Source organism: Janthinobacterium sp. GL_088 (assembly GCF_057837845.1).
The window spans coordinates 5,219,667-5,232,005 of the sequence record NZ_CM174453.1 but is presented as its reverse complement, the minus strand read 5'-3'; the positions used below and the strand labels follow the sequence as shown (position 1 = coordinate 5,232,005).

General features: G+C 60.8%; 12 protein-coding genes. 9 read left to right on the top strand and 3 right to left on the bottom strand.

The genetic code is table 11. The features are described 5' to 3' along the window. The first annotated feature begins 30 nt into the window (after nt 1–30). Nucleotides 31–510 (top strand): GNAT family N-acetyltransferase, encoded by a 480-nt coding sequence (locus AC3IQ7_RS23295; protein WP_489207442.1) that lies wholly within the window; start codon nt 31–33, stop codon nt 508–510. Here AC3IQ7_RS23295 and AC3IQ7_RS23290 read toward each other — a convergent pair whose 3' ends face one another. Next, nucleotides 511–1,920 (bottom strand): FAD-binding oxidoreductase, encoded by a 1,410-nt coding sequence (locus tag AC3IQ7_RS23290; RefSeq protein WP_489207441.1) that lies wholly within the window; start codon nt 1,918–1,920, stop codon nt 511–513. A gap of 189 nt (nt 1,921–2,109) precedes the next feature. Between AC3IQ7_RS23290 and AC3IQ7_RS23285 the strand changes: the two genes are divergently transcribed. From AC3IQ7_RS23285 to AC3IQ7_RS23265, 5 genes are all read left to right on the top strand, one after another. Continuing rightward, nucleotides 2,110–3,030 (top strand): ChaN family lipoprotein, encoded by a 921-nt coding sequence (locus AC3IQ7_RS23285; protein WP_489207440.1) that lies wholly within the window; start codon nt 2,110–2,112, stop codon nt 3,028–3,030. Nucleotides 3,031–3,171: 141 nt separating this feature from the next. Beyond that, a complete protein-coding gene (gene exbB / locus AC3IQ7_RS23280; protein WP_489207439.1) occupies nt 3,172–3,927 on the top strand; it encodes a tonB-system energizer ExbB in 756 nt (251 codons plus the stop codon). A gap of 3 nt (nt 3,928–3,930) precedes the next feature. After that, nucleotides 3,931–4,356 (top strand): TonB system transport protein ExbD, encoded by a 426-nt coding sequence (gene exbD, locus AC3IQ7_RS23275; protein WP_489207438.1) that lies wholly within the window; start codon nt 3,931–3,933, stop codon nt 4,354–4,356. Further along, entirely contained in the window at nt 4,353–5,126 is a 774-nt protein-coding gene (locus AC3IQ7_RS23270; RefSeq protein WP_489207437.1) for an energy transducer TonB family protein, read from the top strand. The genes exbD and AC3IQ7_RS23270 overlap by 4 nt, the downstream gene beginning before the upstream one ends. Before the next feature lie 38 nt (nt 5,127–5,164). After that, complete coding sequence (locus AC3IQ7_RS23265; RefSeq protein WP_489207436.1) at nt 5,165–7,423, top strand: TonB-dependent receptor domain-containing protein; 2,259 nt, start codon at nt 5,165–5,167, stop codon at nt 7,421–7,423. A 30-nt stretch (nt 7,424–7,453) separates the two neighbouring features. Here AC3IQ7_RS23265 and AC3IQ7_RS23260 read toward each other — a convergent pair whose 3' ends face one another. Then, nucleotides 7,454–7,861: a PRC-barrel domain-containing protein gene (locus tag AC3IQ7_RS23260; protein WP_071075939.1), complete on the bottom strand. Its 408-nt coding sequence runs from the start codon at nt 7,859–7,861 to the stop codon at nt 7,454–7,456. A 246-nt stretch (nt 7,862–8,107) separates the two neighbouring features. Between AC3IQ7_RS23260 and pyrG the strand changes: the two genes are divergently transcribed. From pyrG to ftsB, 3 genes are all read left to right on the top strand, one after another. Next, on the top strand, nt 8,108–9,760 hold the full coding sequence (gene pyrG, locus AC3IQ7_RS23255) for a CTP synthase (RefSeq protein WP_099379084.1): 1,653 nt from the start codon (nt 8,108–8,110) through the stop codon (nt 9,758–9,760). Between the two features lie 141 nt (nt 9,761–9,901). After that, nucleotides 9,902–11,185, top strand: a complete 1,284-nt coding sequence (gene eno, locus AC3IQ7_RS23250) for a phosphopyruvate hydratase (RefSeq protein WP_034750709.1) — start codon at nt 9,902–9,904, stop codon at nt 11,183–11,185. Nucleotides 11,186–11,247: 62 nt separating this feature from the next. Continuing rightward, nucleotides 11,248–11,571, top strand: coding sequence for a cell division protein FtsB (gene ftsB, locus AC3IQ7_RS23245; RefSeq protein WP_099379085.1), 324 nt, complete (start codon nt 11,248–11,250; stop codon nt 11,569–11,571). 343 nt (nt 11,572–11,914) lie between these two features. On the opposite strand, the gene AC3IQ7_RS23240 is transcribed toward ftsB, so the two are convergent. Continuing rightward, entirely contained in the window at nt 11,915–12,196 is a 282-nt protein-coding gene (locus tag AC3IQ7_RS23240) for a hypothetical protein (RefSeq protein WP_489207435.1), read from the bottom strand. Nucleotides 12,197–12,339 lie beyond the last annotated feature (143 nt).

The following is a 12,339-nucleotide window of genomic DNA, read 5'->3' as shown; positions in this document are numbered from 1 at the left end:
ACATTATCCAGCTGATGGCATGATTGTTATATGACTACTTTGCCCGAACCGACATTGCGTCCCGCCCTGGTTGCCGACGCGCCCGCCATCGTCGCCCTGATCGACGACCTGATGCCCTTTCTGACCTTGCACCCTGATGGCGCGGGGGCGGAAAAGTTCATCGAACACTGCCGCCAGCCGGCCATCGAAGGCTATCTGTCGCAGTCGCGCTACGCGTATCAGCTCGCGCATATCGACGGCGCACTGGCCGGCGTGGTGGCCATGCGCGACAACACGCATCTGTTCCACATGTTCGTGCCGCGCGCCCTGCACCGGCGCGGCATGGCGCGCCGGCTGTGGCAGGCTGCCCGCGATGCGTCGCTGGCCAAAGGCGATGTGACGGCCTTTACCGTCAATTCCTCGCTGTATGCCTTGCCCCTGTACACCAGCCTGGGCTTTGTCGCCACGGGGCCGAAGGTGGAAATGGATGGCATCGCCTTCGTGCCGATGCGCATGGAATTGACGGCCTGATTACCAGCGCACGATCTTGCCCGGATTCATGATGTTCTTCGGGTCCAGCGCGTGTTTCAGGGCGCGCATGGTGTCGATGGCACCTGCACCATGTTCTTCCACCAGGAAAGCCATCTTGTGCATGCCCACGCCATGTTCTCCCGTGCACGTACCATCCATGCCGATGGCGCGCGTGACCATGTCGCTGTTGACCTTTTCCGCGCGCGCGATGTCGGCGGGGTCGTCCGGGTCGACCAGCATCTGCACGTGGAAATTGCCGTCGCCGACGTGGCCGATGATGGCGTAGACGAGCCCCTGCGCTTCGCAATCGGCCTTGGTGGCCAGGATGCATTCGGCCAGGCGCGAAATCGGCACGCAGCAGTCGGTGGAAATGGCGCGGCTGCCGGGACGCATCTGCAACAGGGCGAAATAGGCGTTGTGGCGCGCGGCCCACAGGCGAGAGCGGTCTTCCGGGCGGCTGGCCCACTCGAAATCGCTGGCGCCGTGTTCCGCCGTGATGGCTTGCACCAGCTGCGCTTGCTCGGCCACGCTGGCCGGCGTGCCGTGAAATTCAAACAGCAACAAGGGTTTCTCCGGCAGCGCCATCTTGTCGTAGGCATTGATGGCTTTCACGCCATTTTCATCGAGAAACTCGACCCGCGCCACAGGAATACCCATCTGGATGGTCTGGATCACGGCGCTGACGGCCTCGCCCGTGCCGTGGAACGAGCACACGGCCGCCGAGATCGCTTCCGGCAGCGGATACAGTTTTACCGTCACTTCCGTGATGATGCCTAACGTGCCCTCGCTGCCGACGAACAGGCGCGTCAGGTCGTAGCCGGCCGACGATTTTTTCGCCCTGGTCCCCGTCTTGATGATGCGGCCATCGGCCGTCACCACCGTCAGGGCCAGCACGTTTTCGCGCATGGTGCCGTAGCGCACGGCGTTCGTGCCCGAGGCGCGCGTGGCAGCCATGCCGCCCAGCGACGCATTGGCGCCGGGGTCGATGGGGAAGAACAGGCCCGTGTCGCGGATTTCTTCATTGAGCTGTTTGCGCGTCACACCCGCCTGCACGGTGGCCGTCAAGTCTTCACTATGCACTGCCACCATCTGGTGCATTTGCGACAGATCAATCGTCACGCCGCCATGCAGGGCCAGCACGTGACCTTCAAGCGAAGTGCCGCTGCCGTAGGCGATGACGGGCACGTCGTGCGCGCTGCACAGCTTGACGGCGGCCGCCACTTCCTCGGTGGAATGGGCGAAGATAACGGCGTCCGGTAACATGGGAGGATAGCTCGACTCGTCGCGGCCATGGTGTGCGCGCATGGCTTGTGTCATGGAAAAGCGGTCGGCAAAGATCAGGGAAAGTACGGCAGCAAGGGATTCTGGCAGCGGTTTTTTCAGTACCGCCAACTGGTCAGTTTGATTCACGCGAGTCCTCCGTTTTTTTTATTCTACTCCGCGCCCGGGGATTTCACCGAAGCACCATTTTTATTTTTGCCAGTTGTAAAAAAATCTGCCTGGTTCAGCGTACATTGGTTGTAAATGAGAATCATTTCTATTAAAATGCCCGCCAGTAGTTATTTTGCAATGCGTGCTTCCACCCGAAAGGCCATGCCCATGAAATTCCCCTTGTCCCTCGCTGCTGTCCTGCCCGCCTGCGTACTGGCGTTGAGCGCCTGCAGCAGCGTCGCCCCGGTTGCAGGCACGGCCACCGGCGCCGCCACAGCGTCCGCTACTGTACAAGACGTGCGCCAGCTGGGCGAGATCGTCGACCTGCGCAGCGGCCAGCGCGTGACTGCCGAACAATTGCTGGCCCAGCTGGCCACCGCGCCAAGGATCATTGTCGGCGAACAGCATGACCAGCTCAGCCATCACCAGATCGAGCAATGGCTGCTGCAGCAACTGCAGGGCCAGCGCCCGCAAGGCAGCGTGCTGCTGGAAATGCTGAACCCGGACCAACAAGCCAAGGTGGACAAGGTCAAGCCGTGGCTGCAGACGGATCCCGTGGTGCGCCCCGAACACGTGGCCGAGCTGCTGGCCTGGCAGCCGAGCTGGAAGTGGGAACAATATGGCGACCTGGTCATGACCGTGATGCGCGCGCCGTATCCCGTCTGGTCGGCCAACCTGGACCGCAGCGAGATCAAGCAACTGTTTATCGACAAGCCGGCCGTGCAGGGCAAGCACTCGAACCTGGCCAACGATGGCAAGGTGCATGACAAATTGAAGGACATCATCCGCGTCATGCATGACAACCAGATCGATGAGCCGCGCCTGGCCGCCATGCTGTCGGTGCAGCAGCAGCGCGACCGCCGCATGGCCGAGCGCCTGCTGGCCGCGCCCGCGCCGGCCGTGCTGATCGCCGGCGCCTACCATGCGCACAAGGACCTGGGCGTGCCGCTGCACGTGCAGGACTTGACGGGTGGCCCCGCGCCGCTGGTGCTGGTTCTGGCACAGCAGGGCGCCACGGTGCTGGCGCCGCAGGCGGATTTTGTCTGGTTCACGCCGGTTGTTGCACCTGCCGTCGCCAGCGCCAAATAATTTTTTGTATGTCCGCCGGGCGTTCTGCCCGGCACTCTCCCCCAGCAAGCTCCCCCGCAGCAGCCAGGTAGTCCGTCCGATTTTTTTGCATGCGCGTGCGCGCCGTTGGCGCAGCCATGCCTGTTACCTGTCAAAGTTCTCATGCGTATCCTCCGTATCAAAGCCGCCAGCTGCGGTGCCGTTCTTTCCCTCTGTCACGCCACCGCGCAAGCGTCCGCTTTGCCCCATGACATGTCGCCGCTGGGCATGTTTTTCGCCGCAGACCAGGTCGTCAAAAGCGTGCTCATCGGTTTGCTGGTCGCCGCGCTGGCCACCTGGGTGGTCTTGCTGGTGAAGGGCGCCAGTTTGCTGCAAGCCCGGCGCGAGGCGGCGCAAGCCGTCGCCATGCTGAAGTCGGCCACTTCCTTGCCCGATGCGGCCGCCAAAGTGGAGGGGGCGGGCAGCACTTCGCTGGCGCGGCAACTACTCGACGATGTGCAGCAGGAGCTGAGCCTGTCGCACGCCAATGCCCCGGCGGTAGCCCTGAAGGAGCGGGCCGGCTTTCGCCAGGAGCAGCTCATTGCGCAGCAGGTGCGCGGCATGACGCACGGCATCGGCCTGCTGGCCAGCATCGGCGCCGTGGCGCCGTTCGTCGGCCTGTTCGGCACCGTGTGGGGCATCATGAACAGTTTTATCGGCATCGCCGTCAGCCAGAGCACGAATCTGGCGACAGTAGCGCCTGGCATCGCGGAAGCCTTGCTGGCGACAGCGCTGGGCCTGGTGGCGGCGATACCCGCCGTCGTCATTTATAACGTGCTCAGCCGCGGCATCAACCAGTACAAGGCGCAGCTGCGCGCCGCTTCCGCGCAAGTGCTGCTGATGCTGAGCAGGGATCTCGACATGCGCAAGCAGGCCTGAGCCATGGCGTCCCTGTTTCCTTCGTCGGACGACGACACGGCCGACATGCCGGAGTTGAGCGAGATCAATGTCACGCCTTTCATTGACGTGATGCTGGTGCTGTTGATCATCTTCATGGTGGTCTCGCCGCTGGCCACTGTCGACCTGAAAATCGACTTGCCGGCCGCCACGGCCAAGCCGGAGCCGCGTCCCGAAAAACCGCTGTTCGTTTCCCTGAAAGCGGACCACAGCCTGTACCTGGGCGAGTCGCCCGTGGCGCGCGAGCAGCTGGGCAGCCTGCTCGATGCGCAAACGGGCGGCGACCGCCAGCGCACGCTGTTTTTCCAGGCCGACAAGCAAGCCGCGTATGAAGACGTGCTGAGCGTCATGGACGCCCTGCGCCAGGCCGGCTATCTGAAAGTGGGCCTGGTGGGCCGGGAGGGCGGGTGAATCCGCGCCCTGTATTGAGCTGGGGCATTGCCACGTCGCTGGTGATGGCGGGCGCGCTGACGCTGCTGTTGTGGGCCAGCTGGCAGCCCGTCACCGTCGTGCCCGCCAACCCGGCGGCCAGCGTGATGGTGGTATTTGCCGTGCAAGCGATGTCGCCGGAAACACAGGTGGCGCATGCCGTGGGCGCGCGCCAGTCGGCGGCGTCCAGCGCCGCCCGGCCGCCCAAGAGTGCAGTCCGGCAGGAAGCCTTGCCGGTGCTGGCGCGTGCCGCCGCGCCGGACATCGTCGCCGCGGAAAAAGACACCAAGGCAGCGGCCAGTCCGTCGCCCGATCCCGGCAAGGATGCCGCGAAGGACGCGTCCGTGCCTGCGCAGGCCAGCAGCAGCGCCACGCCGGCGCCGGCTGCCGTGCGCGGTCCCCAGGCGGCGCCGTTCAACAGCGACACGCCATCGACCAGCGCGGCGCCCGCCAGCTGGCAAAGCCAGGTGCTTGGCCACTTGGCCCATTTCAAGCGCTATCCGGGCGATGCGCGCCAGCGCAAGCGGGCTGGCGCCGCCTGGGTGCGCTTCCAGGTGGATCGCGACGGAAAATTGCTGGCCAGTGAATTGATCACCTCGTCGGGCACGGTGCTGCTCGACCGCGAAGCCTTGCAAGTGCTGCAGCGCGCGCAGCCGCTGCCGGCGCCGCCCGCCACCGTATTGCGACAGGGCACGGTGACGGTCACCTTGCCCGTGTCGTTCCGGCTCGATGCCGACGGCGGCACCAGCTGAATGTCACATTTTTCAATCACATAACAAATCGAGGGTGTATGCATATCAAGACAATGACGCAGGCCGTGGGCATCTGCATGGCCTTGCTCGCGCAGCAGGCATGGGCGCAACAAGCGCAAGACAGCGGCAAGGTAGAATTTTCGCCGTTGAATGTATCGGGTGAAACTGTCCCGGCGGAACAGCAGGCGCTGGAAAAACCGGGCGCCGTCAGCGCGCGCGGGGCCGATACGCGCTTGCAGCCCGTGGACCAGATCGTGCGCAGCATGCCGGGCACGTTTACCCAGATCGACCCGGCGCAGGGCGCCGTCAGCGTCAACATCCGCGGCCTGTCGGGCCTGGGGCGTGTCAACATGATGGTCGATGGCGTGAGCCAGAATTACTATGGCAGCGCGCCGTCGTCCGTGTCCCACGGCGGCGTGCCCAGCAGCCAGTTCGGCGCCCTGATCGACCCGAATTTCATCATAGGCGTGGATGTGTCGCGCGGCAATGTCGTCGGTGGCGACGGCGTCAATGCGCTGGCCGGCAGCGCCAATTTCCGCACCATCGGCGTCGATGACGTCGTCTTCGCCGGTGAAAAAACGGGGGCGCGCACGAAGATGTGGAGCGGGAATAATGGCGTGGGACGCAGCGCCATGCTGGCCATGGCCATGAAAAACCCCGCCTTCGATGGCGGCAGCGTAGGCTTCATGGCTGCCACCAGCGCTAGCGTGATCGGCAACAACTACAAGAATGCCAAGGGCGTCAACAGCGAGGAATTCGGTTTCGGCTACAACCGCTATTACAAACAGAAACCCAAGTCGCAGCTGCTGAAGCTGGACCTCAAGTTGAGCGACTTCCATGCGCTGGAACTGTCGGCGCGCGATTACCGCAGCACGTTTACGCGCCGCGACATCCGCAGCAATGACTACTACGTAAAATATCACTACACGCCGTTTTCGGAATTGATCGACCTCAATGTGGTGGCCAGCAGCAGCCGCGGCAACCAGAAATACATGCCCGAGGCGCTGACCAATTTCATCAACACGAATGCGGCCAACCGCGCCGACGCTGTCGACATCAACAACACCAGCAGCTTCAGGCTGGCGGGCGGCGATGCGCTGGTGACCATAGGCGGCAAGCTGATGCGCAATAAATACAGCAAGCACGTGGAAAGCCTCGTCGACGATCCGGACAATCCGGACGCGAACCAGCAATCGATTGAAAACAATACGTTTGGCCCCGAGGGCGTGCAAAAGATCAACAGCCTGTATGCGGGCCTGCAATACAACCGTGGGATTGTGCAGGTCAATGCGGGCCTCAATTACACGCACTTTGATTTGACCGGCTACAAGCCCGCCTGCGACCCGCGCGTGCAGTGTTTCCCGCAAGGGGCGAGCAATATTGCGCTCAAGGAGCATGGCATCAATCCTTCGCTGCTCGTTTCCGCGCAAGTGACGCCGTGGTTCCAGCCGTTTGCCAGCGCCGAGCGCACCATGCGCGGGCCGAATCCGCAGGAAGTGTTTTTCTCGAATGACGGCGGGGCCTCGATGAATCCTTTCCTGAAGGGCGAGCGGGCCAGCACCTATCAGCTGGGTTTCAATTCCAGCCTGCATGGTTTGCTGAGCAAGAATGATGTGCTGAACTTCAAGGCCCTGTATTTCAAGAGCAAGATCGACGGCTATATCACCAGCCAGTCCTTCCTCGTGTGCGACCGCGGCCGCAAGTGCAATATCGCGGAAGTGCTGGCCAATGACTGGCAGAATGTGGATGACTACATGACCAATATGTATATCTACATCAACTCGGCCACGCCCGTGTACTCGCGCGGATGGGAACTGGAAGCGCAATATCATCTGGGGCCGGCCTATGCGCGCCTGTCGTACACGCGTGAAACGACGCGCCAGCCCACGTCAATCGCCAGCGCCTGGTTTGGCGCGGCCGACATCAGCGAGCTGCCCAGCGTGTATTACAACCTCGACGTGGGCACGCGCCTGCTGGATAACAAGCTGGAAGTGGGTGCCATCCTCAAGCACACGGGTTCGAACCGCCGCCTGTCGCCGGACAATGAAGCCGATGAAGCGACGGGCGAAGTGCTCAAGGCCGAGAATCCGAAGATCCCGGCTGTGATCGACTTGTATGCGAGCTGGCAGGTGACGAAAAATCTGTTCCTGCGCCTGTCCGTGCAAAACGCCATGAACAAGGATTTCTCGGAAGCGCTGAACCGTTTGAACTCGATGCCGTCGCAGTCGCAGGAAAACACGCCGCTGAGCACGGCGCGGGGCAGGACGTATGTGGCTGGGCTGGAGTACCGCTTTTAAAGCAGACCCCAGCCCCGCGCTTTGGCTTGATTAATACTCGCGTGGTGTCGTTCCGTAGTAACTATGGATGGACTGGGCCCACGTGGTATCGGCCATGTTCGGCCAGTTATCCGTATCGAAGCCGGGCGCATTTTCGATGCGCTCCTTGTCGACGTTGAGGGTGAAGCGCTTGTTGACGGTGTCGAGCAGCAGCGCTTCCCAGGGCACGGCGAACAGCTTTTCGCCGATGGTGAAGACACCGCCGTGCGACATGACGGCATAGGCGATCTTGCCGCTGCGCATGTCGATCATGATTTCCTTGATTTCGCCCAGATGTTCATCCTTGGCGTTGTGCACATGGTCGCCGATCAGGGTGTCGGCACCCATCAGTTCGGGGCCGGGACCTTTGTGGCCGCGGTTGACATACATGCCGTAGGCGTCGCGTTCTTCGTAGCTCATGATGGACCTCCTGTTGAAAATGCCAGTCTGCCGCCAGGGCGCGGCAGGGTCTGTTCGCTCTCCCACACAATATATGGAATTGGAAATATTTCAATTATTGCCACTACGCAATTTTGTTGTGTGTAGACAGCAGGAGGGGGAGGGATAGTCGGTATTTGCCGCAAATTTCCGTGCGCGGGGAGCGACGCAGGCGGGCTTTAGTGTATAATTTCAATTTCCCGCACGTGCCGTTCGGCACCATCTGCAATGACCAAATTTGTCTTCGTCACTGGTGGCGTTGTGTCTTCCCTTGGAAAAGGGATTGCCGCCGCCTCCCTCGCCGCGATCCTCGAATCGCGCGGCCTTAAAGTCACCATGCTCAAGCTCGACCCGTATATCAACGTCGATCCTGGCACGATGAGCCCTATGCAACACGGTGAAGTATTCGTCACCGATGACGGGGCCGAAACCGACCTCGACCTCGGTCACTACGAGCGCTTCATTTCCACCCGCATGAAAAAGGTGAATAACTTCACCACTGGCCAGATCTATGAATCGGTGATCCGCAAGGAACGCCGGGGCGAATATCTGGGCAAGACCGTGCAGGTGATTCCGCATATCACCAATGAAATCCAGGATTACATCCGCCGTGGCGCCGAAGGCTACGACGTGGCCCTGTGCGAAATCGGCGGCACCGTCGGCGATATCGAATCCTTGCCCTTCCTGGAAGCGGCACGTCAGCTGAGCCTGCGCGCCGGCCGCAAGAACACGGCTTTCGTCCACCTGACCCTGGTGCCTTACATCGCCTCGGCCGGTGAACTGAAAACCAAGCCGACCCAGCACTCGGTGCAAAAGCTGCGCGAAATCGGCATCTTGCCGAATGCGCTGCTGTGCCGCGCTGACCGCGCCATCCCGGAAGACGAACGCGCGAAAATCTCGCTGTTCTCGAACATCGAGGAAGACGCCGTCATTTCCGTGTGGGACGTCGACACCATCTACAAAGTGCCACAAATGCTGCACGACCAGGGCCTCGACAAGATCATCTGCGACGCGCTGGACCTCGATCCGGCACCGGCCGACCTGTCGATCTGGAGCAAGCTGATCTACACGATGGAGCATCCGAAGGCGGAAGTGACCGTCGGCATGGTCGGCAAGTATGTCGAGCTGACCGAGTCGTACAAGTCGCTGATCGAAGCGCTGCGCCACGCCGGCATCCACACGGAAAGCCGCGTCAACATCGAGTACATCGATTCGGAAGAAATCGAAACGACCGGTTGCGACAACCTGGCCAAGTACGATGCCATCCTGGTACCGGGCGGCTTCGGCAAGCGCGGCGTGGAAGGCAAGATCAAGGCCGCCCAGTTCGCCCGTGAAAACAAGATCCCTTACCTGGGCATCTGCCTGGGCATGCAAGTGGCCCTGATCGAATACGCGCGCAACAAGGCAGGCATGCCGAACGCGAATTCGACCGAGTTCGACCTTGATACGGATCAACCTGTCGTTGCACTGATCAATGAGTGGCAAAACCACGATGGTAAAGTCGAGTTGCGCGATGAAAACTCGGACCTGGGCGGTACCATGCGCCTGGGCGCGCAGACCTGCGCCGTCAATCCGGGCACCCTCGCCGCCGAGATCTACGGCAGCGTGGTGACCGAGCGTCACCGTCATCGCTACGAAGCCAATAATCACTACCTGGCCCGTGTCGAAACGGCTGGCCTGATCGTGTCGGCCCGCACGCCGAGCGAAGATTTGTGCGAAATCATGGAATTGCCACGCACGGGTGAAAATTCCCACCCATGGTATATGGGCGTGCAATACCATCCTGAGTTCAAGTCGACGCCACGCACCGGCCATCCGTTGTTTACCTCGTTCATCAAGGCAGCGCTGGCGCACAAAGAAGCCAACGCCGCTGCGCAATAACGCGGTCGATCGGTACAGTATTACCCGTAAGACAGCTCCCGGCCAGATCGTTCCCGCCGGGAGTTTCTTTGCCCCCTTTGTGCAATTGCGCATCAGAACGCAGTGTGCAGCCCCCTGTTAAGCTTAACTTTGGAGAATGACATGAGTGCTATTGTTGATATTATCGGTCGCGAAATCCTGGACTCGCGCGGTAACCCGACCGTCGAATGCGATGTGTTGCTGGAATCGGGCGTGATGGGCCGTGCGGCCGTGCCGTCGGGTGCCTCGACCGGTTCGCGCGAAGCCGTGGAATTGCGCGATGGCGACGCCAAGCGCTACTTCGGCAAGGGCGTGTTGCAAGCATGCGAAAACATCAATACCGAAATCTCCGAAGCCATCATGGGCCTGGACGCCAATGAACAGGCTTTCCTGGACCGTACCCTGATCGACCTGGACGGCACGGAAAACAAATCGCGCCTGGGCGCCAACGCCATCCTGGCCGTCTCGATGGCCGTTGCCAAGGCTGCCGCCGAAGAAGCGGGCTTGCCGCTGTACCGCTATTTCGGCGGTTCGGGCGCCATGCAGATGCCAGTGCCGATGATGAACGTCATCAACGGCGGCGCACACGCCGACAACAACCTGGACATCCAGGAATTCATGATCATTCCCGTGGGCGCCCCGTCGTTCAAGGAAGCTGTCCGCTACGGCGCGGAAGTGTTCCACACGCTGAAAAAGATCCTGCACAAGAAGGGCCTGAACACCAACGTGGGCGACGAAGGCGGTTTCGCGCCATCCTTGGCCAACCATGAAGAAGCCATCAAGCTGATCATCCAGGCTATCGAAGAAGCGGGCTACGAGCCAGGCACGCAGATCGCCATCGGCCTCGATTGCGCCGCGTCCGAGTTCTACAAGAATGGCAAGTACGAAATGGAAGGCGAAGGCCTGAGTCTGACCGCTACCGAGTTCACCAACCTGCTGGCGACCTGGTGCGACAAGTACCCGATCATCTCGATCGAAGACGCGATGCATGAAGGCGACTGGGACGGCTGGGCGATCCTGACGGCGGAACTGGGCAAGAAAGTGCAACTGGTCGGCGACGACCTGTATGTCACCAACACCAAGATCCTGAAAGAAGGCATCTCGAAAGGCATCGCCAACTCGATCCTGATCAAGATCAACCAGATCGGTACCCTGACGGAAACCTTCGCCGCCATCGAAATGGCCAAGCGCGCCGGCTACACGGCCGTCATTTCGCACCGCTCGGGCGAAACGGAAGACTCGACCATCGCCGATATCGCCGTTGCCACGAACGCCCTGCAGATCAAGACCGGCTCGATGTCGCGTTCGGACCGCATGGCCAAGTACAACCAGTTGCTGCGTATCGAGGAAGACCTGGGCGACATCGCCAGCTACCCTGGCCGCGATGCGTTCTATAATCTGAAGTAAGCTGATGTAAAACCCACTGGCCGGCCGGAAATGTTCCGGCCGGTTTTTTAACTGAATGCCCCATGCGCCTGATTACGCTCGCCCTGGCAGCCCTGCTGCTGTTGATTCAATTTCCCCTCTGGCTGGGTAAAGGCGGCTGGCTGCGTGTTGCCGACATGGAATCCCAAGTGGCGGTGGCCAATAAGAAGAATATGGAATTGAAGGCGCGCAACGCCAAGCTCGAATCCGAAGTGCGCGACCTGAAAGATGGGACGGGCGCCGTCGAAGAGCGTGCCCGCTATGAGCTGGGCATGGTCAAACAGAATGAGATTTTCGTGCAGATCGTGCGCAAGGGACAAACCCCGCCACTGCTGGAAACGCCGGTGGACGCCGCTGCGCCACACTAAGATAGTACGACTTCCCGCTTGCCAGCCTGGACCGATTGCCAGGCTGACCTGTCACATGACTACCTTGTTACCTTGTACTGCTACGCACGACTGGCCGCACGGCGCGGCGTGCTGCTGCCTTGCTGCTTGCTGATCAGAAACGGGCCTTGCCGGTCGTGATCAGGTAAAAATGGATGCTGGTGACCACGATGGCAACAGCGATCAGTGCGGTTTCGAGAAATATCATATAAAAATCCTTGTCAGTATTTATTTGGTTGGCTTAAAAAACGTCCAGGGCCAGGCGCCAAGCCGAAGACAGTACGAACGTACGGCGAGGCGCAGGCAACGCCGCCCTGGGCATTTTTTAGCCGCGCGAGGCCAGGAAGCGCAGTTCCGAAGCCAAGTTCGGCATCAGGTTTTCGTAACGGGCCGCTTCCGAGTTCAGCAGGGCGATGTCGCGCTTGCTTGGGCGCACATAGCGCGCGTCATCGGTACTGGTCGTCGTGCTGGCGATGACTTCCTTCTGTGCCAGTTCGCTGTACGGCTTGGAAGCGAGCAGGGCGCCGAGGAAGGCGCGCGTGGCGCGGCCCAGGTTGCTGAAGTAGTTGTCGTTGTCGTTGCTGTAGGTGTTGGTAAAAGTGGACATATGCCCTCCATGAATGGTCTGTTGTTGCATTGCACAATAATGGAGTTTGCGATATGCGTCCAATTTCAAATTCCAATTTCAGAAATTCAAGAAACGAATAATAAGGGCGTAGCCATCGGCCACGCCCTGAAAATGAATTTGTT

Bases quoted from the DNA above. Each gene is read 5' to 3' on its own strand.
- AC3IQ7_RS23295 (WP_489207442.1), top strand. From the start codon at position 31: ATGACTACTTTGCCCGAACCGACATTGCGTCCCGCCCTGGTTGCCGAC.
- AC3IQ7_RS23285 (WP_489207440.1), top strand. From the start codon at position 2,110: ATGAAATTCCCCTTGTCCCTCGCTGCTGTCCTGCCCGCCTGCGTACTG.
- exbB (WP_489207439.1), top strand. From the start codon at position 3,172: ATGCGTATCCTCCGTATCAAAGCCGCCAGCTGCGGTGCCGTTCTTTCC.
- exbD (WP_489207438.1), top strand. From the start codon at position 3,931: ATGGCGTCCCTGTTTCCTTCGTCGGACGACGACACGGCCGACATGCCG.
- AC3IQ7_RS23265 (WP_489207436.1), top strand. From the start codon at position 5,165: ATGCATATCAAGACAATGACGCAGGCCGTGGGCATCTGCATGGCCTTG.
- AC3IQ7_RS23260 (WP_071075939.1), bottom strand. From the start codon at position 7,861: ATGAGCTACGAAGAACGCGACGCCTACGGCATGTATGTCAACCGCGGC.
- pyrG (WP_099379084.1), top strand. From the start codon at position 8,108: ATGACCAAATTTGTCTTCGTCACTGGTGGCGTTGTGTCTTCCCTTGGA.
- eno (WP_034750709.1), top strand. From the start codon at position 9,902: ATGAGTGCTATTGTTGATATTATCGGTCGCGAAATCCTGGACTCGCGC.
- ftsB (WP_099379085.1), top strand. From the start codon at position 11,248: ATGCGCCTGATTACGCTCGCCCTGGCAGCCCTGCTGCTGTTGATTCAA.
- AC3IQ7_RS23240 (WP_489207435.1), bottom strand. From the start codon at position 12,196: ATGTCCACTTTTACCAACACCTACAGCAACGACAACGACAACTACTTC.